General features: G+C 39.3%; 17 protein-coding genes. 5 read left to right on the forward strand and 12 right to left on the reverse strand.

Annotation, left to right across the window (positions count from 1 at the left end; translation table 11 throughout):
* Positions 1 to 3: 3 nt before the first annotated feature.
* The 7 genes from EO93_RS10610 to EO93_RS10635 form a co-directional block, all read right to left on the reverse strand.
* Positions 4 to 798, reverse strand: coding sequence for a C15orf41 family protein (locus tag EO93_RS10610; protein ID WP_048162527.1), 795 nt, complete (start codon positions 796 to 798; stop codon positions 4 to 6).
* A gap of 730 nt (positions 799 to 1,528) precedes the next feature.
* A complete protein-coding gene (locus EO93_RS10615) occupies positions 1,529 to 2,281 on the reverse strand; it encodes a hypothetical protein (protein WP_048162510.1) in 753 nt (250 codons plus the stop codon).
* A 60-nt stretch (positions 2,282 to 2,341) separates the two neighbouring features.
* On the reverse strand, positions 2,342 to 3,193 hold the full coding sequence (locus tag EO93_RS10620; protein WP_048136473.1) for a ribose-phosphate diphosphokinase: 852 nt from the start codon (positions 3,191 to 3,193) through the stop codon (positions 2,342 to 2,344).
* 97 nt (positions 3,194 to 3,290) lie between these two features.
* Positions 3,291 to 3,758, reverse strand: a complete 468-nt coding sequence (gene moaC / locus EO93_RS10625; RefSeq protein WP_048136472.1) for a cyclic pyranopterin monophosphate synthase MoaC — start codon at positions 3,756 to 3,758, stop codon at positions 3,291 to 3,293.
* 103 nt (positions 3,759 to 3,861) lie between these two features.
* The gene (locus EO93_RS10630) at positions 3,862 to 4,047 is read right to left on the reverse strand and encodes a hypothetical protein (protein ID WP_048162511.1); all 186 of its coding nucleotides are present in this window, start codon (positions 4,045 to 4,047) and stop codon (positions 3,862 to 3,864) included.
* 147 nt (positions 4,048 to 4,194) lie between these two features.
* Positions 4,195 to 4,329 (reverse strand): hypothetical protein, encoded by a 135-nt coding sequence (locus tag EO93_RS18495; RefSeq protein WP_255350220.1) that lies wholly within the window; start codon positions 4,327 to 4,329, stop codon positions 4,195 to 4,197.
* A gap of 53 nt (positions 4,330 to 4,382) precedes the next feature.
* A complete protein-coding gene (locus EO93_RS10635; protein ID WP_048162512.1) occupies positions 4,383 to 5,885 on the reverse strand; it encodes a bifunctional ADP-dependent NAD(P)H-hydrate dehydratase/NAD(P)H-hydrate epimerase in 1,503 nt (500 codons plus the stop codon).
* Positions 5,886 to 6,893: 1,008 nt separating this feature from the next.
* Between EO93_RS10635 and EO93_RS10640 the strand changes: the two genes are divergently transcribed.
* Positions 6,894 to 8,360, forward strand: a complete 1,467-nt coding sequence (locus EO93_RS10640) for a DHH family phosphoesterase (protein ID WP_048162513.1) — start codon at positions 6,894 to 6,896, stop codon at positions 8,358 to 8,360.
* 196 nt (positions 8,361 to 8,556) lie between these two features.
* Here EO93_RS10640 and EO93_RS10645 read toward each other — a convergent pair whose 3' ends face one another.
* Entirely contained in the window at positions 8,557 to 11,064 is a 2,508-nt protein-coding gene (locus tag EO93_RS10645; RefSeq protein ID WP_048162514.1) for an oligosaccharyl transferase, archaeosortase A system-associated, read from the reverse strand.
* Between the two features lie 735 nt (positions 11,065 to 11,799).
* Between EO93_RS10645 and wecB the strand changes: the two genes are divergently transcribed.
* The 4 genes from wecB (at position 11,800) to EO93_RS10665 (ending at position 21,455) form a co-directional block, all read left to right on the forward strand.
* The gene (wecB, locus tag EO93_RS10650) at positions 11,800 to 12,924 is read left to right on the forward strand and encodes a non-hydrolyzing UDP-N-acetylglucosamine 2-epimerase (RefSeq protein WP_235284211.1); all 1,125 of its coding nucleotides are present in this window, start codon (positions 11,800 to 11,802) and stop codon (positions 12,922 to 12,924) included.
* A complete protein-coding gene (locus tag EO93_RS10655) occupies positions 12,924 to 14,060 on the forward strand; it encodes a glycosyltransferase (RefSeq protein WP_048162516.1) in 1,137 nt (378 codons plus the stop codon). Before wecB ends, EO93_RS10655 begins: the two co-directional genes overlap by 1 nt.
* 35 nt (positions 14,061 to 14,095) lie before the next feature.
* The gene (locus EO93_RS16560; RefSeq protein ID WP_156161297.1) at positions 14,096 to 19,594 is read left to right on the forward strand and encodes a glycosyltransferase; all 5,499 of its coding nucleotides are present in this window, start codon (positions 14,096 to 14,098) and stop codon (positions 19,592 to 19,594) included.
* Between the two features lie 652 nt (positions 19,595 to 20,246).
* Positions 20,247 to 21,455, forward strand: a complete 1,209-nt coding sequence (locus EO93_RS10665; RefSeq protein ID WP_162198701.1) for a glycosyltransferase family 39 protein — start codon at positions 20,247 to 20,249, stop codon at positions 21,453 to 21,455.
* A 366-nt stretch (positions 21,456 to 21,821) separates the two neighbouring features.
* Here the strand turns inward: EO93_RS10665 and EO93_RS10670 are convergent, their stop codons facing one another.
* Genes EO93_RS10670 through EO93_RS10685 form a run of 4 tightly spaced genes read right to left on the reverse strand, consistent with a single transcriptional unit; the run spans position 21,822 to position 25,553 of the window.
* Positions 21,822 to 22,550 carry an ABC transporter ATP-binding protein gene (locus EO93_RS10670; protein WP_048162518.1) on the reverse strand — a complete coding sequence of 243 codons (729 nt, stop codon included), beginning with the start codon at positions 22,548 to 22,550 and terminating at the stop codon, positions 21,822 to 21,824.
* 5 nt (positions 22,551 to 22,555) lie between these two features.
* Positions 22,556 to 23,323: an ABC transporter permease gene (locus EO93_RS10675; protein WP_048136463.1), complete on the reverse strand. Its 768-nt coding sequence runs from the start codon at positions 23,321 to 23,323 to the stop codon at positions 22,556 to 22,558.
* The gene (locus EO93_RS10680; protein WP_048162519.1) at positions 23,320 to 24,396 is read right to left on the reverse strand and encodes a glycosyltransferase; all 1,077 of its coding nucleotides are present in this window, start codon (positions 24,394 to 24,396) and stop codon (positions 23,320 to 23,322) included. The genes EO93_RS10675 and EO93_RS10680 overlap by 4 nt, the downstream gene beginning before the upstream one ends.
* Positions 24,393 to 25,553, reverse strand: a complete 1,161-nt coding sequence (locus EO93_RS10685; protein WP_048162520.1) for a glycosyltransferase family 4 protein — start codon at positions 25,551 to 25,553, stop codon at positions 24,393 to 24,395. The genes EO93_RS10680 and EO93_RS10685 overlap by 4 nt, the downstream gene beginning before the upstream one ends.
* Positions 25,554 to 25,597: the final 44 nt, after the last annotated feature.

The following is a 25,597-nucleotide window of genomic DNA, read 5'->3' on the forward strand; positions in this document are numbered from 1 at the left end:
TCCTTACCAGTACACAAGGTAGTTGAACAGTTCGTCAGTCTGCTCTTTATATTCCCCAAAAAAGCTATGGTCCTTTACAAGGTAACCTTCGCCTTCGGATGGAAGGTCTTCCAGGTAACCATACCAGTAGACAACCATGCCTTCTCCGAAAATATTGGCATACTCCCCGAACTGTTTCTTTGCGTAATGCTTATGCTCTAAGTCGTCCCCGAAGAGGGCTTTGCTTTCAATCCACCTGACCATACGGTCCTCTATGCAGATCGGGTCTGCAAGGACAAAATCCGGGGTCTTTCCGTCTCCCTGAGCCCTGATTTCAGCTTCAGTGCAGTAGGAAATCTCCCTGTCATCAAGCCATTTGCGGATAATCTCCTCTCCCATTTCACCTTTTTTGCACTGCATCTCATGGGCGCGGGGAGAAAAGAAATAGTCCGCATCAAGGGCTTTTCCAATCTCTTTTCTCAGGCGGCGGTTTTCGATGCAGTCGAGGTGCTTGAAGAGCCAGTTTATGCTTTTTCGGGACAGGTCACAGTTCTTGAGGATCAGGGAAGCCATGAGGGTCGGAGGGAAAAATGTATACTCCGCAAGTTCAAGAATAGACCGCCCCTGCTCCCACCTCAAAAAGAGTTCCTTTTCTCTGGAATAGATCCTCCTGTGCTTGAACCTTGTCATTTTCACTATTTTCTGGTTAAGAACGGTAGCAAGCATGCCTGCAGGTCTGGAATATTCCTCTGAGATGCGAAAAACGTCTCCAAAGTTATTCAGTGAACTGTATATCTTCTGGTATGTCTGGCGGTCCATCCTCAATCATCATATTCCTGTTCTTGTTTTTAACATAGAAAATAAAATCGAATAACATGAATTGTTTTTAACATCGGAAATTAAATCAAATAACATGAACGAAAAGTGAGTGTTTTACAACCCGCAGGGACTTTATTAAATCCGTAATTGTTTATCTCTTCTTCTATATAAGTCTCTGACAGTAACTCTTTACCATGTTTCAAGAAGCCTACTGTGCTTCAAGAAGCAAAATCTCAGAAGGCATAAAGCGGAATCAAGCCACAATCCCGAGAAGATATTCATAAAATCTCAGCAGGAAACCCGTTAAATCTTTAGATTTAGCGGGTAATTGACCAGGTAGGCTCTGCAGGCCTGCTTGGAAACTCAGGAAACGAAGAAAGCATTTTCTCCTTTTTTCGGGCTCTAAACGTTTTTTCCGAAACTCCGGCCTGCGGCTCCATTATAAGTTCATTTGAATAATTCTGAGTAATAACTTTACTCTAATCAATTCGGTTAACTTTACTCTAATCAATTCGGTTAACTTTACTCTAATCAATTCGGTTAACTTTACTCTAATCAGTTCGGTTAACTTTACTCTAATCAATTCGGTTAACTTTACTCTAATCAATTCGGTTAACTCTAGTTAGCTCTGCTAACCCTAAGTTTACCTGGAGTTACCCTAAATTAATTCTGCTCTTATAAGTTAATTTTGAGTTATTCTAAGTTATCTCTTTCCGCGACAGAGGATCTTTTAACTCCAGAACTCCTCTTCGTAATTCTCGGGGAGGTCTATTTCCATTACTTCATCAAGTTTTTTGCGTTTGTCCCTGTATTCAGTCGCTTTTACTGGTTTTTCTTCCCTGTCGGAAGGATAAATATTTTTCTTTTCTTCTTCGTCACAGGATACAAAAATTGTTGTATGCTTATCCCTGGAGAGTACTTTTTCCTGGGTTTTTGGTTTTTCCGGAGCCTTTGGCTGCGGCTTTGCGTATATAATCGAGTTTTCAATAGGTTTTTCTTCGACAGGATCTTTTTTCAGCCTGGCCTCCAGTCTAAGGGAAGCTGTCTCAGCCTCGCTGGAAACCTGTCTTCCTTGCAGCCTTTTCTCGGGACCTTCTTCAAAACATTTATCCGTTTTTGCATCCATGGGTGCTTCACGGCATCCGAAGAAATATTTGCCGTTTTCCGTAGTTTGAGAAGGCTTTTCTTCCCTTCTTTCAACAGGCTTTTCAGGGGGTATTTCAACTGGCCTGGTAGGAAACCAATCTCCTTTTTCCGAGACGTTTTTCATTCTGGGTAGGGGCTGTCTACCTAACTTGCGGAATGTGTCTTCAGCATAGGTATCTTTTTTACGGCCGTCATTGCCGGACCTGATTTTACTTGTTACATTGTAGCCTATAAGGCAGGTAGGTTCCCTTGTTCTCCATTCCAGACAGAAGAGATGGCATTCCAGCCCTTTACATGTCTGGTTTTCATCAAGTGGACAAATTTCTGGAAGGGTCATACTACTAAGAATACACAGACTGTAAAAAATAGTTAACGGTAATGAAACTGGAGTAAATGATTAAAGCCCGGAAAGGGCTTCTGCAATAAGAGGGGCAACACTCAACCTGCTTTCGGCTTTCTCAAGGGTGTCGGTTGCGATTATATCTTTTACTCCTGCATTGAACAACCTTAAAGTTGCATTTCTTGTAAGGACGGGGTGCACGCAGGCAAGGTGGACATCAATTGCTCCCTGTGCTTTAAGCATCCTAATTGACTCCGCCATTGTCCCCCCGGTCGCAATCATGTCATCTACAAGGACAACGTGCCTGCCGGTTACATCAAGGTTTTTTGTCTTGATCACAACGGTATCTCCGCTGAGCCTTGTTTTCTGAAGATGGTCATGATCAAAACCATTCTCTGAAGACACATTCTTTACAAGCCCCTGAGCCCCTTCATCGGGAGCAACCAGCATGGGGTTTTCAAGGCCAAAGCCAGCGATGTATGCACCCAGCAGGTTTGCCGCATCAAGATTTCTGGCAGGGCAGGGGAAATACTCAAGTACACTCTTCTCATGAATGTTTACTGTAAAAACTCGGTCAGCGTTAATGCAGCGGGCAATAGCGCGGGAACTTATGGGTTCGCCTGGCTTGAACTTCTTGTCCTGCCTGGCATAGCCCATGTAGGGGATCACAACATTGATTTCAGCTGCCCCCTCACAGGCATCAATAAGCTGGAGCAGAGCAACAAGATCGGAGTCTGTGGGCGTGCTCTGGATAATGGTCACTTTTTCGTTTTCTGTTTCTTCTGCGATTCTAAGGTAAAGTTCCCCGTCAGGGAAACAATTAAATTCGCAGAGTACGGGCTCTGTCCCGAGAGCCCTGGCCGTGCGGCTGGCAAGTAACTGTGATGCTGGTCCACCTATGATCTTCAAAATACATACCTCAGTTTGCCGTCTTGATATATCCCATCCTTTAAAAAGCTTATTTTAAATGGACCCTTATTTTTCCGGTTTTTACCTCTTTGAACCTTTACCCTTTGAGCTTTTCAAGCACCCTGATATTTCGTATCAGTGTATGCGGGTAATTTCCTGTTTCATCTTTCTCGGCAGATTTTACCATATCCCAGACAGTAAGCAGCGCAACCGAAACTCCCGTCAGAGCTTCCATTTCAACTCCTGTTTTCCCGACAGTCCGGACCTCCACAATTGCAGAAACCGCATCATCCCCTACCTCCAAATCCACATCTATCCCCGTTATCGGAATCTGGTGGCACATGGGAATTGTTTCCGGGGTCTTCTTTACAGCAAGCACGGCTGCAACCCTTGCAGTTGCAAACACACTTCCTTTCTCAACGGTCCCTGTCCTTATTTTCTCCAGGGTTTCTGCGGAAAGTACGATTTCTCCTGCAGCCCGTGCCAGCCTGGAAACATTATTTTTTTCGCTTATATCGACCATTCGCGCTCTGCCGTCTTCAATATGAGTAAATGTCTTTCCCACAAAATCACCGCGTTTTTCGTATCTATCTGGAATTCCATATAACTTTTAATTTTTTTAATTTCTAATCTTTTTGCCCGCAATCCCCGGTCTCTTAATTTCCGGTTCAGTCAATCCGGATTTGTTTTCGCTGCGAGTAATCCTCAATCGCCTGTTCCAGTTTTTCTGCAAGTTCCTCGGCTTCTTCAAGGTTAAGCTTTACAACTTCTTCGTCTTCCCCGTGAAAAACAGTGATCCTGATCCTTGTCCTTTCGATTTCCACATCTATTCTCCTCTCAAAATCATGTACCATATTCTGTTACCCCCTTCCCTGTATACAGTTTTATATTATTTACAATACAGGACTACTGTTGCAATAGTCCAGGTTTTCAGGTATTGCTTGAATTTTCTGGATATTATCTGATTAATGAGTGGTTATTATTTGAATATTGTTTGATTATTATTTGAGTATTATCTGAACATTGTTCCACCTGAACATTGTTCCACCTGAACATTGTTCCACCTGAACATTGTTCCACCTGAACATTGTTCCATCTGAACATTGTTCCATCTGAACATTGTTCCATCTGAACATTGTTTCTACATCAATTTGCCCTTTTTTAAGCTGTTTTTGTGGCTATAACTCTTTCACCCTATTTCTGCCTCTTTGATTATTTCTGGAATCTTTTCAATCACGTCAGTTGCTAGCAGTGCATTTCCCGCTTTCTCGAACGCCAGGTCGCCGGCTGCCCCATTAATGTAAGCTGCACAGGCTGCGGCAAGAAATGCAGGGTTTTTTGAAAACAGAGATCCTGTCAAGCCTGCAAGGACATCTCCAGTGCCTCCTACAGTCATGCCTGGGTTTCCTGTCCTGTTCAGAAGGGTCTGTTTCCCGTCTGAAATGATGTCGATCTTTCCCTTCAGGAGTGTTACCACTCCCTTTTCCTCTGAAAATTCCCTGACAGCTTTTTCACGGGTTTCCGGGGTATCGGGGATGTCCATATCCCTCAGGCGTGCAAATTCTCCTGAATGCGGGGTTACTATTATTTCACAGTTCCCCGCAAGGGTTTCAAAGAGAGTGCCTGACAGGGCTGAAAGGGCGTCGGCATCAAGGACTGCTTTCCTGCAGAAGGGCAGGATCTTTCTGACAGCTTCAAGGGTCTCTGCTGCTCTCCCAAGCCCCATCCCCATTACAACCACATCATGAGAATTGATAAGGTCAGGGAGGATGGACAGGTCTTCGGGGCAGAGCACGCTTGAGGAAAGTTTTCGGACAATGAGGTCAGGAGAGTAAGAAGCTACAATCCCGGCTACAGATTCAGGCACTGCTGCTGTTACCAGGTCTGCTCCTGCCCTGAGGGCTGCAAGCGCTGCAAGCGCCGGAGCTCCGGAGTAAGGTCCGCCCCCTATGATAAGGACCCTTCCGGCATTTCCTTTATGCGCTTCAGGTGTCCTTTTCTGAAGCATCTGCAGATCACCGGGACCTACATAGTGTTCAGCATCCGCGCAGACTCCGATATCTGCAACCTTTACCGTGCCTGTATACTTTTTTGCCTGCTCACCCAGGAGCCCTGTTTTCATGCGGTGGAAGGTTACTGTAAGGTCTGCGTATACGGCTTTTTCAAAGCCTCCCCCATCAGGGTCAAGCCCGGAAGGGATATCTACGGCAATTACGGTTTTTCCGGCTTTTCCTTCGCTGTTTATAAGGTCAATTGCAGTTGATTCGAGCTCCTTTATGTTTCCCTTAATGCCTGTGCCAAAGATGGCATCCACCAGTATGTCGGCTTCTGAAAACCATCCCGAGGCTGCAAGTTGGCTTGAATCTCTGATCTCAAGTGTCTGAACCCTGCTGAACCTCAACAGGGAGAAATTGTGAAATGCTTCTTCAGTCCCTATATCCCTGTCTTTTCCGAGCAGAATCATCCTTACATTGTATCCGGGAATGCCGGCAAGGTGCCTGGCAGCAACAAAAGCATCGCCTCCGTTATTTCCCCTGCCTGCCACAAACAGTACCTTTCCGCTGCCAAGCTTTTCCTTTACATTCTGTGCAATAGCCGCGCCCGCATTTTCCATTAACTGAAGCGGGAACAGTCCCAAATATAAACAGTTGGCATCGATCGCCTTCATCCGTAAAGAACTGATATACTTCATGCTAATAGCCTGCATGTCTTTTTTTATTGAGGTTATTCAATATTTTTATTGAGGTTATTCAATAATCTGTATAATTCTATTTAATTCACTTATCTTTTTACGAAATTCCGTATTCCAATAGAACCGGGTGTTTTCACGGATTTCTGTGTTTTCATGGCGCACGGTGTTTTTATGGACATGGGATTTTTACGTGGCTCGTTGCTAATCGGTTGATATTATTACAGGGCAACCTGAATACTATCTTTCAGTTTCTCTGTCCCGAGCAAAGCGCTGTTTGAGCCGGAGTGGCTTCCAGTAATTTAAAATGCAATCTTCAGTCGCGCTCAAAAAATAGAGCATCAAAATATCAACTGCTTAATAATAAAAGACCTATTTTTATGGAACTGGAAAGTATTTAATGCCGGTCCTGAATTATCCATATAATCTGAACTATCGATATAATTTGAACTATCGATATAATCTGAACTTATTTGCTGCTTTTATACTGAGATTATTTCTACTGAGGAAAACTCATCTAGTGTCATTAACTATATACGCTATATTCCAATATAACATGTATACCGGCAGAATTCAGGTTAAAACCTTAAGAACCCAGGCTATGTCGTAAGAATCCGGGCTATGCCGTAAGAAACAGGTTTATAATGGAAATTAAGGCAAGTTTGTTGCCTGGAATGTTAATTCCGTAATAAGTAACTTCATAAATAGTGACAAATGTAAAGTAAGAGGAGTTAATAGCTAAAGTTAGCATATTTGAGAATTACATGTTAATATTGCATTTAAATTGTAAAAACGAAGATGAATCTGATTTAATATTATATTATAAAGCAGATTCAGTATTGAAATAATCTTAAATAGCCTTATGTCTAACAATGTAATGTTTTTACCTTATTCCTTTATTGAGATTTAAATAGAGAAAAAAGTAAAAAATTGTAAGCAGGCAGGAATCTGATTAAATGTTTGCTTTCCTTTGCACGTGTCTGGACTTACATAAGAATAGGAGGATGACTTTTGTCAAATTCTTCAAAAGATGCGGATAGCAGCCTTAAGAGCACAGTTAAATCCAGGTATCTTATCCTGGGCAGCGGTAGTATTGGTTTTGCGCTTGCAAAAGAGCTCAGGGAAAGCAATAAGCTTGTAGTCATTGTAGATAACGACGAAGCTAAGGTTGAGACTCTCAGAGAAGAAGGCTTTGAAACTATTCTCGGAGATATCTCTGACCCTGAGCTCATTAATAATATTGATCTTAAAAATGTCGTTGCAATACTCTTCCTGAGTTCCAACAATGAGGCAAACAGGAAAGGAATTGAAAACTTTAAGAAAATCGTAAACCCGGATATCCAGATATTTTCCCGTGCCTCGGATATCATCAATAAAGAAAAGATGGAAGATCTGGGGTCTGATTACGTTTTTATGCCCTCCAAGCTGGTCGCAAGCTCCCTTTCCCGTTCCCTTGAGAGAGCTGAGTCTGTCCACAGGGGCAACAGGCTCGCCAGGTGGCTGAAAGGAATAAGGGATAAAAAACTTGCTATCGTAATCCACGATAATCCTGACCCGGATGCGATATCCAGCGGGCTTGCATTAAAGGAAATCGCAAAAAGCCTTGGGGTTGAAGCAAATATCCTCTACCACGGAAGGATAGGGCATCAGGAAAACAAGGCTTTCGTAAACCTTCTCGGGATTGACCTCAGCAAGATGGAAGATCACGACCCTGATAACTTTGACGAAATTGCCCTGATAGACTGCTCACTCCCCGGTGTTAATAATATGGTTCCTCTGAATTCATATGTAGGCATTGTGATAGACCATCACCCACCCGGAGAAACCGAGATAAAGGCTGAATATATAGACATCCGGCCCAACTTTGGGGCAACAGCCACTATCATGACAAAGTACCTGCAGCAGCTAAATATCAATATATCGAAGACCCTGGCAACGGCTCTACTTTACGGAATCAGGACTGACACGCAGGACTTCAAGAGGAAAACCGACCCTGCAGACCTCTCAGCTGCTTCGTACCTCTATCCCCTTTCAAATCACGGGATCCTGGATCAGCTCGAGCAGCCTTCAATGGCTATTGAAACCCTTGAAGTGCTCGGGGAAGCTATCCGGAACCGGCAGGTACTCGGGAGTTACCTTCTCTCAAATGTCGGGAACATACGGGATAGGGATACTCTTCCTCAGGCTGCGGATTACCTCCTGAGCCTTGAAGGAATCTCCACAACTGTTGTCTTTGGGGTCACCGATGACCGCATCTATATATCGGGCCGCAGCAATGATATCAGGGTCAACCTTGGAGAGATTATGCGCCAGGCCTTCGGAGAAGACGCGGGAGGGCATGCAAATGCAGCAGGTGCCCAGATACCTCTCGGAGTTTTCAGTGCCACAAAAGACCGGCAGACACTCTTAAGGCTCGTTAACGAAGCAGTCGTCAAGAGATTCCTGAGTGCCGTCGGAGTTGAAAGTACAGGAGAATAAGCTATCGGAAAAAAGGCAGGCGTTTTCAGTAGAACCGCCACCATTGAATTTTCTAAAAGAGAAAAGAAGGAGGGATTTTTTTCTCTCCTTCATTTTTTTTCAGATTTCTTTTTTATTTCAGTCGAATACCCCGCTAGCTTGCTGCGGGGTGTGCCGCCGCAACTTTGATTTCCCGATTTTTCACTTCTAACGCTTATTATACGTTTTCTGCTTCAGTAAAGGGAAAGTTTGACTCTATTCTATTTCCGTTCAAAATGTCGCTCTCAGTTACCTGAATTCCTGCAATAGTTGAGTTTTTTCCTGTGGTCAGTGAATAAACAGAGGTTGCATGAACTCCTTTTCCTGTGTTTTCGGTCGAATAGGGCACGGTTATCTCAAATATACCGTTCTCATCTGCCAAGTCACCTTTCTGATATGTGAATTTCCTGCCTGTATTTGAGCTGAGCTCAAGTGTTGCCATCACGGACTGGTTAGGGCTTGCAGTGCCTGAAATCGTGGCTCCCTTGACATATTCGAATACCTTTACAGTATTTTCTTTACTATTCTTATTCTCTGTGGAATTTATAGTACTTTCATGGATCAGCCTGTAATTCCCCAGGGAGGTTCCATCAAGTTTATGTAGCTTATATACCTGGGTTTGCAGGAGAGCATGTTTAGGAGTTGCAACGGTTTTGAGGCCTGTATTTTCTTTCGCGGTTTTGACTTCGTAATAGTCTCCGATATTTTTTCCTGCTATTTTGGTAATAGCACTAAACTTACCTTCTGCCATCAGTGTGTCAGTTATTACGTATTTTACATTGAGTTTTTCAATTATTGTTTTTGCTTCCTTTTCGGAATCCGTTATAAAGAAGCGTGCAGAATCTTCTATACCTGTCTGGAAGTTATTGGAGACTGCAGGCCGTTTTCCCACATATACAATCCAGTTTCCGTAGTCCCACCAGCTAAGAACCCCGTACTCAGGGGTTTCTGAAGGCTCAAGATAATAAGAAGTTGCAGGTGTTGAGGCTTCAAGCCATTCGAGGGAGTCCTGCCATTCAGGATCAATTGAGACTGCATCCTTTGCAAAAGTAGCACCTAACCATACGGAGGGCACAAAGATCAGGCCTATCAGTGCCATCCCTGAAGCAAGTTTGAAGTAGTCAGGTCCGGCATCCGTAATCTTTGACTCTGCTGCATGTCTGGTTTTTGATTTTGAGTTCGTTTTTGATACTGACCTTTTACCCGTTTGAAAGGCAGATTCCAGATCATTCTCCGTTACCTTTCCGGATTTTGCCAGCTTATTTACTTCTTTTCCGAAATCAAGGGATTCCAGCAAAATCCAGAGAATATATGCGGTAAGGATTGAGATATTTACCGCAAAAAGATAGGAAAACCGCCTCTGGGAAAAGGTGAGGTATGCATAAAAAAGTGTCCATACAAGGAAAAATACTCCTTCTGGCTTTAACTTTTCGCCCTTCAACTCAAGGCCGAACAGGAAAAATCCTGCCAGTGCCGCCAGGAAGGAAAGCCCAAAACTTCCTAATGTCGGGGCGAAAGTAAGTTTTCCCTGTGAAGTCAAAAAGAGGGGCACTGCTTCTACAACTGTGCCTATATATTCACCTTTTCCAGAAAAGAACCTCAGTCCTTCAATAATGAAAGCGTAGTATTCGACGGAAAATATCCGGAGGAAAAGAAGCCCTGCGCCGAATACGAGTATTAACACGCCAGGATAGTACTTCCAGTCCATTCCCTTCTTTGCGATATATGCTGAAAAACCCCATAAAAGGAATATTCCGGTGAGCAGGATCAGTACAAAGACAACCTGGAACCAGGAAAGATACATTGCACTCATCTCAAGCCCCTGACGGGCTGCTCCTGCTGAGAGAGGGATGGTAAACAAGAGTGTTGCAAACAGAGCTGCAGTCGAGCACATGAAGAGGTAATCTGACTCTTTCCCTGCTTTAAGATCGAGTGTTGCCTGAACCAATGCATAAAGGACAACAAAGCCGATAAGGGCAGGAGCTCCTACCCATGTAAAGATAAGGAGTGAAAAAAAGAGTCCTGAAGCCGCTGCAAGAAGCAGGGGATTTATGAGTTTCTTATCCGAGGATATGTTTTTGAGTGAACTTAATGAAAGTTTTCTCTCCCCTGCTAGCTTTATGGCAAGTATGAAAAATGCATAGGCTGCCGTTGAGAGGAGTACTTCAGCTACGTGATGGTCAACTGCCCCAAAACGGGATGTGTATACATGGGCAGGTATAACCGCAAAAATTAAAGCTCCAAGAAGCCCTATTTTTTTGTCAAAGACTGAAGCCGCTACCACATAAACCGGAATTACTGTAAGGACTCCGAGCAGTACCGGTAAAAGAGCCCCTGCAAATTCGACAGTATGTGTGTCAGGCTGTCCTCCTCCCAGAATTATTGCAAGCATGGCGCCTAACAGGTCAAAGAATGGCGGCCACCCAATCTCAAAACCATAAGGATAGTTAAGATAGGTATCAAAGTTAAGAAAATTAGGGAAACTGGAGGTTGTATATAGAATGCGCCGCATATGATAAAACTCATCAAATCCCGTAAAGGTTATGCCACCGTCTGCAGTGAGTGAAGCATAGGAGAGCATGCGCATGAGAAAAGCAACTGCTATTACAGCGATAAGTGAAATGATTTTAAATCTTGAACTATAAGTTGATGGTTTTGACTCCAGATGCCTCATGTTTTTATTCATAGCGACCACTTCATTGTATTTTTTGATTTTTTCAATAGTTCCATCTTTTTTACTACTTCTTAAAGGAGAGAGTGCGTAAAAATAGTCCTTTAACTTTCGTTTGATTTTTTAATATTCTCTTATTTAATCCAACACCTTGTTATCTTAGTGATATAATTGTTACGTTCACGGCTTTCCGCCAATTCATACTTTTTATTGTGATGTCTGCTTAATTCAATACGCAAACAATTAATACTTTGATTTTTATGGGCATATTCACTCTATGTAGTCTATTTTCGGCAGTGTCACGAATTTGCTGTAAATTCAAAGTCAATTTTTGCCTATTGTATAAAATTTGGTTCTTCGGATGTGGGATATCCTATTCATTTACTTCTTGAAATCTGTGATTGTAATGAAAAATCGACACACAGCCTACTCCTGGCTGTTTGAATTACTTCTAGATTATCAAATTACAAGTACCGCTATAAATCAATATTTATATTGTTTGTCGTAGAAAGGATTATACACATGTTTCTATGATTATTAAAAAATTATTAGTTTTATGTTAATTTTTTGAGTAGAACTTGTCATATTTGTCATTATACATTGGTTAAAAATATACTCATGAGTTCACTTAAAATAAATATTTTGCGTGTAGAGATCTCTCCAGATCGGGATTTGAGTTGTAAAATACATACCATTAAATCAATTTAATGAGTTTGAGATCTCGTACATAAGCTCTTAAAAGTCCAAACTTTGATAAAATCAATTTTAGTCCAATATTATTCTTTAAATGGAGACCTTAAAATGAAGCTTTCAATAATCTTAGGCACAAGACCAGAAATTATTAAAATGTCTCCTCTGATAAGAGAATGTGAAAAAAGGAACCTTGATTATTTCGTTCTGCACACTGGCCAACACTACTCCTATGAGATGGATAGGGCTTTCTTCGATGATCTTGAGTTGCCGAAACCAGCCTATAATCTCGATGTAGGTTCCGGAAGCCATGCAGAGCAAACAGGTAAAATCATGGAGGGTATCGAGAAAGTCATTATTGAAGAAAAGCCAGACGTGGTTTTAGTTCAGGGTGATACAAATACTGTACTTGCCGGCACTCTTGCTGCTTCTAAAGTACATATAAAAGTAGGGCATGTGGAAGCTGGCCTTAGAAGTTATGACCGCAGCATGCCCGAAGAAATAAATCGAGTTGTAGCAGATCATGTTTCGGATTATCTCTTTGCACCCACTGAGCTTTCAAAGCAAAATCTGCTGAAAGAGGGTATAGAAGAAAGCAAAATATTTGTAACTGGTAATACAATTGTTGACGCTGTTTTGCAAAATTTAGAGATTTCTAACAAGAATGTAGATGTTTTGAATGATTTGAACTTGAAGTCAAAAGAATACTTCCTTCTCACTTCCCATAGGGCTGAGAACGTCGATAATCGGGAACAATTGGGCAAATTATTGAAAGGTATTTCCACGATTCAAAAAGAATATTCTCTACCTGTTGTTTTCCCTATACACCCGAGAACAGAAAAAAGAATCAAGGAATTCGGTTTTTCATTGGAAGGGATCAGGCCTATAAAGCCTGTAGGTTTTCTGGAGTTCCTGCAGCTTGAAGCGAATGCCAGACTTGTATTTACTGATTCAGGCGGAGTTCAGGAAGAAACCTGCATTCTGGGGACACCCTGTGTAACACTGAGAGATAATACCGAAAGACCTGAAACACTGGAAGTCGGCTCTAATGTCCTGGCAGGTGTTGAACCGGATCGTATTATCCAATCAGCTATCAATATGATGAGCGAAAAAAGGACCTGGATCAATCCTTTTGGGGATGGAAGGGCTGCAGAAAAAATTATTGATACTCTGAGGACCGAATAATGGAGTCTTCAGCAGAGAGCGTCCCATTGGATATTGTCTGTTTCTCTGATATTTTCTGGGACGCACTCTGGCAGAGGCATCAGCAATTATTTACAAGATTCCCTTCTAACTGGAGAATTCTATTTATTGAACCCACGTCAATTCCTGTTTTACTTACGCAGCCTAAGCGGTTGTTCACAAGAAGACATCTAAATATAGAGATTGTTTCGTTACCATCGATTCCCTTGATAGACAGATCAGAGAATTTAAGGTGGATTAATGATTCTTTAATCTCTTTCTGGCTTCGTTTCATTTTAAAACAGAAGAATATAAAAGAGCCGGTTCTTTTCTACTATGAGCCCAGATATTCGACTTTAATAGGGAAGCTACAGGAAAAAATGGTTGTTTTGGATTATATTGATGATAAACTTGCATTCTCTAATGTTCCATCCTGGATGAAAAAGTATCTGGATAACTTAATCGAGAAAGCAAATCTCGTTTTCGTAGCTTCTTCATATTTACATAATAATATCCTGAAGACTAGAAAGAATGATGTGTATCTGATTGGTAATGGGGTTGATGTGGATCATTTCAAGAAGGCAATGACAGATATCCCAATTCCTGAAGATATAGCACACATAAAAACACCGATTGTAGGGTATATCGGTGCTCTCAGTGACTGGGTCGATTTTGACATTATAAAAGCAATTAGCCAAAAATATCCGGATCTTTCTGTTGTACTGGTTGGGCCGGAATTTCCCAGTGTAAAAAACGAAATTGATTCCTTAAAGCAATATCCAAATATATTTATACTTGGGATGAAGCCTTATGAAATACTTCCGAATTACATTAAAGCTTTTGACGTTTGTATAATTCCTTTTAAAATTAATGAGTTAACATTGAGTTCGAATCCTCTCAAATTTTATGAATATATTTCAAGTGGAAAAAATGTAATTTCGACCAATTTACCTGAAGTAAAACAGTTTGATCACGCAATATATGTCGCAAATAATTTAGATGAATTCCTGCAGTTTGTTCCTGTTTCTCTCACTAAAAATGTGAATATTGAAGAAGTTTTTAAGATTACAGAAGAAAACACCTGGGGTCGAAAGTCGGAAAAGATGATTAAGTTGATAATTCAAAAATTGGAACATTAAACAAATCGGGCATTTTAATTGTTAATTCTTAAAGAGTGAGTGATATTGTGTTTGCTGAGATAAACTCCAAAGAATGGTGGGAAGAATATTTTAAAATTAAATGGGAAATAAACAAAGGAAGAGAACAAACCGAATATTTTATGCAGTTGATTATTGAAAATTTGCCTGTAAGTATCAAAAAATATATTGATAATCCGGAAATCACTATTCTTGATTGGGGATGTGCTTTAGGTCAGGGAGTTAACCTTTTACAAAACAAATTCCCTAATGCTAAAGTTAAAGGACTGGATATTTCAGAGAACGCTATTGAAAAAGCAAAAAATGAATACAAGAATCTCAGTTTTGTATCCGGAAGTTTGTCAGAGTTGAACGAAGAATTCTCCGTAATTGTTTGTTCGAATTGTCTTGAACATTTTGCAGATCCGAAACCATACTTTCAGGAACATTTAGCTCACACAAAAGATATATACATCGCTCTTGTGCCATATAGGGAAGAAAATCGCATTAAGGATCATGAGATTTCTTTGAGTGAATATTTTTTCCCCGATAAAACCGAATCCTTCCAAAAAATTTATTCTAAAATCCTGGATACCCGATCATCTGTTTTTTGGTATGGCTATCAATTGCTAGTAATCTACGCAAATAAATCTCTAAATTTTGATACTATGAAAAGAAATGATGACACATTGATTAATTCTCAATCCCCCCAATTATGGGATAATGTAGCAGAAACTTACTCTGAAACTGCAAATATTGCGGAAATCAAATTAGGTCAAGAGATTGAACAATTATTTTTAGGTTTGGGGATTGAGCCTGGTGCGTCCTTGCTTGAAGTTGGGTGTGGAAGCGGGCATTTGTCTGGATATCTTGCAGGTAAAGGTTTTCATACCACACTTATTGATTTCAGTAAAGTAGCTCTGGAAAAAGCAAAAGAGCATTATGAACAAAATAATCTTGTAGGAAATTATATTCATGCAAACATGTTCGACCTATCTGCCGACCTGGTCGAACCTCATGATGTTGTCTGGAATTCCGGAGTACTTGAGCATTTTGATGCCTGGGATGTTATCGAAACTTTAAAGAGAATGGGACAGGTTGCCAGAAAATATGTTCTTGTCCTCGTGCCAAATGCAAAAAGTATCCCTTATTTACTATTCCGCCAGCAGGCAATGGAAAAAGGTGAATGGATATGGGGGAGGGAACTGCTTCGCGACTCTATGAAACATCTTGCAGAAGCTGCAGGTCTTGAAGTTATTGAGGAGCAACATATAGGAAAGCATTTTTCTTATGATCAGTTTACTTATGTTAACCCCGAAATAGGAACAAAATATCAGGATATAGATCAACAGCTTCTCCCAAGGGAACAAAACTATTTAATCGCATTAATTGCCAGACCAAAAGCAGGTAATGTTTCAATAATTTCGGAAGATCTCCTGAATAATGTGATTAAAATTGAATCGAATGTCGAAAGAGCTACCTATTCTTTCGATCATTCTGCTTCTAATCATTCTATAAAAATATATATGAGCCAGATCTCTGAGCTTTCTTCAAAGATAAATGACCTCAATAATAAGATTTTATCAGACGAGCTCAGTAATCAGACTTTATTATATAACTTAAATAGAGACTACAAATCTCAGATAGAGATTAAGGATCATGAGATTCTCAATAAGGACGATGAGATTCTCAACTTGCAAAAAACTATTGAAGATTTGAGACTGGAAGTCAATAGAATAAATAACGAAGCTTCAACGTTGAAATCTACTAATGAAAAATTAAAGCTGGATATAAGTAACAAAGATTTCTCTATAGATAGTTTATCTAGAGTTCTCCAGGATCGTGAAAATTCCCTTTCCTGGAGATTTAGCCAGTATTATGGCAAGTATTTTGAAATAAACTCTCCAATTACCAGATTTTTATCTTCCTCTCTCAACAAATTTGTAGGAGCGGCTGAAAAGCCTCAGAATATATCAGAGACCTCGCCATATGAAAGGGAGCTTGAGAAAATTCTGGGAGAACATAAAGGGAAAATAAAAGGAATTATTGTTTATCCCCCTACGGTTGACTGGAATATTCCTTTATTTCAACGTCCTCAGCAACTTGCTCTTGCTTTCTCCAAGCTTGGATATTTATTCTTCTATTCGGTCGGGGACAATAAGCTAGATAAGGTCGATGGGTTTCAGAAGATCCAAGAAAGTCTTTATTTAACAAACAAGTATGATTTACTGGTCAGTTCTTTATCAGAACTCATTCTGTTACTTTCATGTACAAATCCAAATGTCATGATTTCAGATATAAAGGATATTAAAAGAAAAGGAGGCCTGGTTATCTATGATTATATTGATGAGATCAGTCAGGATATTATTGGCCCAATATTACTTGATGACATTCTCCACAGGCACCAGTACATGCTGAAATCAGCCGATATTTTTGCTGCAACTGCAGATAAACTTGTGGATAATGTTGCAAATCAGGGTGAAAAGGACATTCACCTGATTCCAAATGGAGTAGATTATAACCATTTTGGTAATCTATCGGCTTCTATCCCGATTCCAAAAGACTTAAAAAATATTGTTGATTTACAAAAACCCATTATCGGATACTATGGCGCTCTTTCAATATGGTTTGATTTTGATCTAATTGAGAAATTAGCTGAATCGCGGCCTCAGTATGAAATCGTACTTATTGGTATGATTTATGACGAATCCATAAAAAAAGCGGAGCTAAATAAACATTCAAATATTCATTATTTAGGGTCAAAAGATTACTCTATACTTCCCGAATACGCAAAATTCTTTGATGTTGCAACGATTCCATTTGTTTTAAATGAGATTACGGAATCGACGAATCCTATAAAACTTTTTGAATATATGGCACTTGAAAAGCCAATAGTCTCCACAAATATAAGGGAATGCCGTAAATATCGTTCTGTCCTGATTGGGAAGGATAAAGAGGACTTTATTAACAAAGTTGACCAGGCTTTGCAATTAATAGGCAACCATGAATATTTGAAGTTGTTATCTAAAGAGGCAAAAGAAAATACTTGGGATGCAAGGGCAAAAGAATTTGATCAATTGATTACCGAAATAAGATGTGATAAACTTGACAATAATGAAGCCATGGAAAGAGGGTACATTAACAGTTCATTGTATTTTGGTCAGGAACAGGGTAAGGTAAGTGTGATCTTGCCTGTTTACAATCAGGCAGATCTTCTGGATGAGTCAATTCAGAGCGTTCTAAACCAGACATACCAGAATTTTGAATTGATTATTGTTAATGATGGTTCTAGGGATGGTGTGGAAAGAGTTCTGAATAAATATGTAGACAACCCAAAAATTAGGGTATTGTCCCAGCAAAACCAAAAATTGCCTAAGGCCCTTAACAATGGATTTTTTTATGCAAAAGGGGAGTTCTTTACATGGACATCAGCTGACAATATCATGGATTCAAAGCAGCTGGAAGTGCAGGTTAATTTTTTAAAGAGTAATACTGATGCTGACATGGTTTATTGCGATTATGAAATCATTGATGATCGAGGAGAACCTTTAACAGATAGCAATTTTAGGGTTCAAAATCAAAAACCTCAGGGGTCCAGTTTTATTCATCTTCCAGAGACTACCGAGCATCTCAACGAAGAAAAGGATAATTTTATTGGCGCTTGTTTTATGTACAGAGGTCTGGTTGGTAAGGTTATTGGAGATTACGACCCTTTCACCTTTGGATGCGAAGATTATGATTATTGGATGCGAATTAACAGTTTATTCAATATTCAACATCTAGGCAGTGAGGACATTCTTTATCGATATCGTGTCCATGATAATACATTAAATGCAAAGGCTGAAGAACTGGGTATTTATGAGCGGGTAAATGACCTTATGGAATATGATAAGGAAAGAAGAGCATTTTATAAAAAACCATTTGAGATCTTATTTGCAGGTTCCTCTGCTGAATTTGAGAATATGAGCCGCTACTATAAAGCAGAAGGTAATTTTATCTTGGAAAGTCTTCAGGACATTGAAAGTATTTCTGAAAAAGGCCTACTCTTTTGTAAACTCTCCGAAGTAAACTCCGCGCTGCAAATTATATCTGAAAACCCAAAAATTTATAAAATACTTGTCATCGATCAGGATATTGATGAGACTACGGTTGATGAAAGTACAATAAAGGCTTTTGACTGGGTTCTTTGCTTTAAACTTGAATCCTTTAATATCTTACACCATGATCATAACGAAAAGATTTTCTATATCCCTGATTTCAGCGGCACCAATCTGAAGATAATCCTTAAACTGGCAAATGACTCTATATTCTATCGAAACACGAGAGCCACTTATGATAAAAAACTGCCTGAAATTTACATTCACAGGAAATTAAATATATTGCTCTTGGCTCCAAGTCTCAATAAGGGTGGGCTGGAGCAAGTAGTATATGATTTATCAACAAATCTTGATAGAAATAAATTCAATGTTTATGTTGCCTATGTGCAAGCCGGAGGATACATTTCAGATAAGTGCCTTAGTGAGGGAGTCTCTGTAATTTCTATCAATAACAGCAAGGAGAAATTTGCTGAGATTCTTAAAAATTATAATATAGATATAATAAACACGCATTATTCCAATTTCGGGCTGGAGACTGCAAAGAGAATGAACATTCCTGTAGTCTCAACAATACATAATAATTATGTCTGGTTTCAGGAGCATGAAATCTCTGCATATTTAAATGAAAACAAGTACATCTCGTCTTATATCGCGGTTTCAAAAAACGTTAAGAAGTATTCAAGACATTATTTCAAGATAGATCCTGATAAAATCAATGTAATTCCTAATGGTGTTAATTTTAAGACTTATTCCACACCTGAGTCGAAGATTCAGGAGATGAGGGCCAGACTTGGTCTTCTGGAAAACGACTATGTGTTTCTTGTCGTTGCAGGCTATTCGGGTTTGAAATCACATATTAACGTAATCAGTGCGATGAAAGATCTCATAAATAGCTATGCAAATATGAAGATTATTTTTGTGGGTCCTGTTCTTGAGGAGGATTATTATAAGGCTATTGAAAAGAAAATCCGCGAATATGGTCTTCAATCAAATATCATTCAACTTAAATTCGTTTCTGATGAGGATATGCATTGTCTTTATCAGATAGCAAATGCTTTTTTGCTACCTTCGCTGATAGAGGGTTGGAGTATTTCCGTAATGGAGGCCATGCATTATGGTCTTCCCTTGATCCTGACAGACGTTGGAAGTGCGCGCGAAGTTATCAAGAACAGTGACATTGGGATTATAATTCCTAATGCTTATGGTGATATTACTAATCTAAATATTTCAAATGTGTTTGACTATAAGATGAATGAAAATTTGCCAAACCTTGAAATTCTCAAAAAATCAATGATTGATTTTTACACTAATAACGATAAATGGAATGTTTCAGGGAAAATGGGAATCAAAAGAGTCAATCAAGAATATAATCTCGATGCTATGGTCCGAAAATATGAAAAATTGTATTTAGAGGTGTATGTGAAAAATAATGCACTGTAAATATAATTTCAGGTATCCAATCTAAAAGTTGGAATCAAAAACTTATATGTTTTGGAAAGTATTTGCTGCCGATATAAGATCCGACCTTCAGCAGATGTCTTCAAAAAGATAACATTTCTCTTGTTATCGTTTTTGAAGATTTTTCTAAAATATGCAGTTATCATCTCAACTAAAGCCCGGAAAATGGGTTCTGGAAATTTTCAACGAAAGCAAAAAATAGAAATTTGTGGGATATTTCAAAAACACATGTTTGAGTAACCAGGACAGTTTTCAGAAAAAACGATGGCATGAAAAGTGGTGATGACTGAAAGGACATCTGTGGCAAGTGTGTAAGATAGATTATTTCAAATTTTTGTAATTACTTGCCAGGAACAGATTACAAATCAATATTTAGAAGCTATAAGTCAAAATCAATATTTAGGAGCTATAAATGAAAATCAATAATACGTGGTCAACATATCGAATTGACCACGTTCTTGTTTACATTATCGGATATGTTTTTTTTATTAGTTCAATTTTGTCTATTCAAAACTATTATTTAATTAACATCCCCAAATATTGGATATTTGTTTTTGGGTTCATAGGCTGTTGTTTTTATTATATTCTCTCTGATACTGACAGTTTTATTCAAAAGGGATCAACAAAGCATTTTTTGATTATTAGCGTCTTTGTAATTATTTTACTGCGTTTAATTTGGATACTAGCAGTACCAACCATACCTTTTTCAGATTTTGAAGTCTATAATAATTTTGGAATACTCATTTCCGAACAGTTTCCAGCCCATTTATTATCTATAGATTATGATGGGAGAGGCTTTGGATATTCTTTTGTGCTGGGAATCATTTATAAAATTTTTGGTGTAAATCTTTTTGTAGCAAAATTACTAAACGTTTTTCTTAGTGCATTGACAGGAATTCTGCTTTATTTGATTGCGGGACATTTATTTGATGAATGTATTGCAAGGATAACTGCGGTACTATATTTAATCTGGCCTGCTCAAATTATGTATAGCAGTGTCCTGGCTTCAGAGCATTTGTTTATTTTTGTTCTTTTTCTCGGAATAGCTCTGTTTATCGGAGCTATTAAAGTGACACCAGATAATGCATATACAAATATTTTTTTAGCGGGCGTTGTCTTTGGATTAGCTTATACCGTTCGTTTTCTATCTCTAATCGTTGTTGCCACAGGCTTTATGACGTTACTATTTGTTCAAGAAGAATCTTTTAAAAAAAAGGTCAAATCATCTCTTTTTTTAATATCTGGTTTTGTTATTGTTTGGATCTTTGTGACTGGTCTAGGTTTACTCGTTGATACCCCTTCTGACCCGAGTACAGGAATACAACATTCATTGCTTGTGGGCACAAATCCTGAGTACAAAGGGCAGTGGAATCCGGTTGACAGTCAAATATGGAACGATTATAGTCCAGAAGAAGCGAAAAAAATTGCTTTTCAGACTGGTTTATCTCGTATAACTGAAAATCCCGGAGGATTTACTAAACTAATATTCGAAAAATTTAATATAATGTGGGGCGACGAATCATTTGGAACTTATTGGAGTATCCAGAATATGGATACAACCAAATCAACTGTTTTTATACTCCATAATCAATTGCTAATGCTTGCAGTCTCCCAATTCTTCTATTTTGGGATATTATTTTTTAGTTTATTGGGTTGCTATAAATTAAAGAGCACAAATCTTAACATTGGAATTCAGTTTCTTTTCATGATCTTTTTTATTTTTGTGCTACTTCACAGTTTCCTTGAAGTGCAATCTCGATATCATTATCCTTGGGAATTAATATTCTTAATATTGGGAGGATACGGAATAGCACGTAAACCAGTCATTCCATGTAATCCTTAAATTTATTATTTCGGGAGTACAGAAGGTCACGAATACCTCGACCTTCAGGCTGTCCGACAATTCAATTTCAGGGCAAAAATATGTAAAAAAAGTATATAATGCCTTTAAATAGAAAAAGAATGAATTAAATTATTACTGGAGGTAATTGTCAGGCCGCCTGTTTAGGGTGGGGCGGCCGCACGCAATTTCATCTAATAGTTGGCTATTGATTGCGTTTCTCTATTTATCATCAGTAGTAATCATATCTCTCTGTGTCGTCAAAATCACTCTCAATAAACTGGTTTTTGTATGCTGAATAATTACCATTTATTCATCATACTGGAAAATTCCGGAATATCTTCTTTTGATTGTAAATTCTCAGGATGTTTATGCGATAGATTGATATATACTTATCATTTCTTCTGCAGTTCCGATTCCAATCTGTTCTCCATGATTCAATAGAAGCACCTTATCACAAAAACGCTGTACTGTACTCAAATCATGGCTGACATAAACAACCGTTTTGTCCATTTCCCTATATCTGTCGAAAACTTCAAAACATTTTTTCTGAAAATCGAGGTCGCCTACTGCAAGAACTTCATCCAGAAGAAGAATTTCCGGTTCGATTTGAACTGCAGTTGAGAACGCCAGCCTTACAATCATTCCACTGGAAAAGTTCTTGATTTTTGTATCCTTGAAACGGGTTAATCCTCCAAATTCAAGAATACCATCTATTCGGTCCTCTATCTCAGTGTCTGAGAGTCCCATTATGGCGCCATAAATTTTTATGTTTTCTTTTGCGGTTAAATCCGGTTGAAAACCTATTCCTAACTCCAAAAATGAAGTTATTTTGCCGTTTACCGTTATTTTGCCTTTTGTAGGACGAATCGTATTTGCTATGACCTTTAGAAGAGTGCTTTTCCCACTTCCATTATGGCCTATGACTCCAAGCCACTCTCCTTTTTTGACTGTGAAATTTATATCTTTTAATGCAGTGAATGATTCATATCCCATTTTACTATCCATCAGCCCATATAATGATTCAAATAACGTATTTCTTTTTTCGTGCGGGATCTTGTAGTTTTTCCATACGTTTCTTGCTTCGATAATGTCCATTATAATTAAACCTCCTCTGCAAATCCAGGCTCAAGCTTCATAAAGATAAGATACCCAACAAGTAACATCACAAGGGATGAAGCAAAGCAGAAGACAAGATCCCAGGAAGATACGGCTGTATTATACAGCAACGACTCTCTAGATATTAAGATTATTCTTGCCATTGGATTCAAAAGTAACAATCCTTTAATATCACTCTCGTAAGTTGAGAAGTCAAAGAAAACGCCACTTGCAAAAAAACCAGCCTGAAGAATGACTGCCCAGATGTACTGGACATCCCTATAGTATGTATTGAGTGCGCCTAATGCAAGGGATGTACCAAATACGAGTATAAATATGATCATGAATATAATGGGGAAATAAATAGCAGTTGATGTTGGCACCACCCCTGAAATTACCATGAAAATACCAAATACCCCAATTTCAAGCACTGCCATCATAAGAGCGGTAAGAGATGAACTAAATATCAATATCTCTCTTGGGATATAGACCTGTCTTACCATGCCAGGTTTGCTGATTATGGCTTGCAGGCCCATTGAAGTACCTTTTGTAAAAAAATCCCACAGAGCAATGCCAAGAAGAAGGAATAAATGGTAGTTTTTCTGAGTACTTGGAAATACATCTACAAATACCACATATAACACCAATAGCATCAGTAGTGGTTCTAATAATGACCAGAAAAAGCCCAGGACTGAATTTTTATATCGTACCTTGAAATCGCTAATTGCCAGTCTTTTTATAAGATGACGATATTTCCATAAATTTTTGCTCATCTACTGATTACCTCTTTCGTTTTTCTAATAAATTCTGATGTATCAAAAAGTTTTGCTCTTTGAAGGCACGAATCCTTAAATTTTTCCGGATTTTCCGAGACGATTCTTATTGCCTTTATAATACTTTCTACATTTGCTTCAACCAGCAGTCCTGTTTTGCCATCTATCATGCTTTCGAGGAATCCGCCTTCTTTGACTGCCACTACAGGTTTTCCTGCGGCCATGGCTTCAATAGGTGTCATCCCAAAATCCTCATCCATTGCCGTTGTGATATGTCCTCTACAGGTGGTATATAATTCAAGTAGTTTTTCCTCTGAAACACTGCCAATCAACATTACGTTTTCTGGAAGTCCAGTCATTAATCTGGATGCATATCCTGATGCATGATCTCCTGCTGCATAGCCTCCGACGATAAGCAGTTTTTGATCTGGCATTTCTCTGAAAGCTTCAATTTGCAGTTCCACTCTCTTTTCAGGATACAGCCGATTTACGGATAGCCAGAAATCTCCATATTCCTTGAATTTAAATCTTGAAGTGTCAACCGGAGGATAAATTACTTCTGAATCCCTATTTAAGTACTTTCTTATTCTATTTTTAGTATTTACGGAGTTAGTCACAATCTTACATACATGAGATAAGTAGTACTCAGAAACTTTCCTGTGCAACTGTACCCACACCATAAATGGTACAGAAACAAAAATTGACTGGTTTTTACGGTACACATCGTAAAGATCATAGAAAGCTCTTGTTGGTGTGTGACAGTAGTAAAGATTTGGTTTGTGTTTTTTCGCTGCAAAGAGTGCCCAGTTCCCGGAAAAAACAAAAAAATCATATTTTTTCGAAAAATCACAGGTTGCAAATTTAAAAGAGGCATCTATCTGTTTTAAGGGTGGCATCTTTAAGGTGTTCCCAAGGCTTATGATTTTAACGGCCTCAAAACCCATTTTTTTTACGGAATCCATGTCTACATCTGTAGTAATCACGTCTGCTCCCAGTCCCTTTGCAAGGGTAAGAACCAGTTTTTCTCCTCCGCCGATTGCTCCGATGTAATCATGGAAAATAGCAATTTTCATGCAAGTTCCTCATAACTATTTTCTAGTTTCATTAATGCTTCATCCCAATCATATTTTTCAGCTTTGTTAAATGCAGCTTCTGAAACTTTTCTGTTCCCTGAGCTCTTCTCAATCATTTTTTCCACGGCTTTTGCAATCTCCCTTTCCCCCAGTTCCACAACAAGCCCGTCCACTCCATCTTCAACAAGTCCCTGCGCTGCATTGTACTTCTCCCTTACTGTTACTACAGGCACCCCGCAGGCAAAAGCCTCGATTACAACCATCCCGAAACCTTCCCTTGAAGAAGGCAGCACGAGTACCTTTGAAGCCTTGACTTTTCCGATCAGAGCACCGTACTCCTGAAAGCCTGTAAATTTGATGTTTTCAGAAACTTCCAGCTTCCTTGCAAGCTCCACAAGCGCTGCCTTTTCAGGTCCATCCCCAACAATACAGCACCTGATGTCTGGAAAATCAGCTTTAAGGAGAGCCACTGCTTTTATCAAAACATCAACATTTTTTTCTTTTATGAGCCTGCCTGCGAAGATTATGTCGTAAATTTTCTCATCAAGTCCTGCAGAATTCAGGCCACCTTCCGGTTCAATCCCGGAAATCCTTTTAAAATCGATCCCATTAGGAATGACCATTATATTATTTTCAGGGGTCCCGAGGGCTTCAAGCCTCTTCTTCGTCCAGTCCGAAACCGCTATATTATTATCCGATATTTTAGAAACCGCTTTTTCGATCACTTTTCCGAAAAAGCCTGCTTTTCCCATGTATTCATACCAGTAGTCGTCCCAGACTTCATGCCATGTAAAGATTGCAGGACTACTTTTTAAAACTGAGATAAGCTTTACGGTAAAACAGGAAAAATAGGGAAATACGCTTACGTCAATAAGGTCGAATTTCTCTTTCATTAGTGCTGGAAACAATTTCACTGAAAATAAAAGTGCTTCAGAAATTGACCTTCTGCCAGCCACATAGAGTTCCCTTGCTTTGCAAACGCCGTGGAGGGTCATGCCTTCATATTCAATAACGTCTCCGCCTTCCCACCATTTAATCCCGAAAAGGTGCACATCGTGCCCCTTTGAAGAAAGCCGCATCCCCAGTTCATGAATGCGCATTTCTGCACCCCCTTTGATCCAGGGATATACAGCATCGTATACGAAGGCTATTTTCATTGCATCACCTTACCAGTCTGTATCAACTTCCAGGAGCATTACGC

Origin of the sequence: Methanosarcina sp. 1.H.A.2.2 (assembly GCF_000979975.1) — an archaeon.
GTDB lineage: Archaea > Halobacteriota > Methanosarcinia > Methanosarcinales > Methanosarcinaceae > Methanosarcina.

Bases quoted from the DNA above. Each gene is read 5' to 3' on its own strand.
- EO93_RS10675 (WP_048136463.1), bottom strand. From the start codon at position 23,323: ATGAGCAAAAATTTATGGAAATATCGTCATCTTATAAAAAGACTGGCA.
- EO93_RS10670 (WP_048162518.1), bottom strand. From the start codon at position 22,550: ATGGACATTATCGAAGCAAGAAACGTATGGAAAAACTACAAGATCCCG.
- EO93_RS10645 (WP_048162514.1), bottom strand. From the start codon at position 11,064: ATGAATAAAAACATGAGGCATCTGGAGTCAAAACCATCAACTTATAGT.
- EO93_RS10685 (WP_048162520.1), bottom strand. From the start codon at position 25,553: ATGAAAATAGCCTTCGTATACGATGCTGTATATCCCTGGATCAAAGGG.
- EO93_RS10680 (WP_048162519.1), bottom strand. From the start codon at position 24,396: ATGAAAATTGCTATTTTCCATGATTACATCGGAGCAATCGGCGGAGGA.
- EO93_RS10610 (WP_048162527.1), bottom strand. From the start codon at position 798: ATGGACCGCCAGACATACCAGAAGATATACAGTTCACTGAATAACTTT.
- EO93_RS18495 (WP_255350220.1), bottom strand. From the start codon at position 4,329: ATGTTCAGATGGAACAATGTTCAGATGGAACAATGTTCAGATGGAACA.
- EO93_RS10630 (WP_048162511.1), bottom strand. From the start codon at position 4,047: ATGGTACATGATTTTGAGAGGAGAATAGATGTGGAAATCGAAAGGACA.
- EO93_RS10615 (WP_048162510.1), bottom strand. From the start codon at position 2,281: ATGACCCTTCCAGAAATTTGTCCACTTGATGAAAACCAGACATGTAAA.
- EO93_RS10635 (WP_048162512.1), bottom strand. From the start codon at position 5,885: ATGAAGTATATCAGTTCTTTACGGATGAAGGCGATCGATGCCAACTGT.
- EO93_RS10655 (WP_048162516.1), top strand. From the start codon at position 12,924: ATGGAGTCTTCAGCAGAGAGCGTCCCATTGGATATTGTCTGTTTCTCT.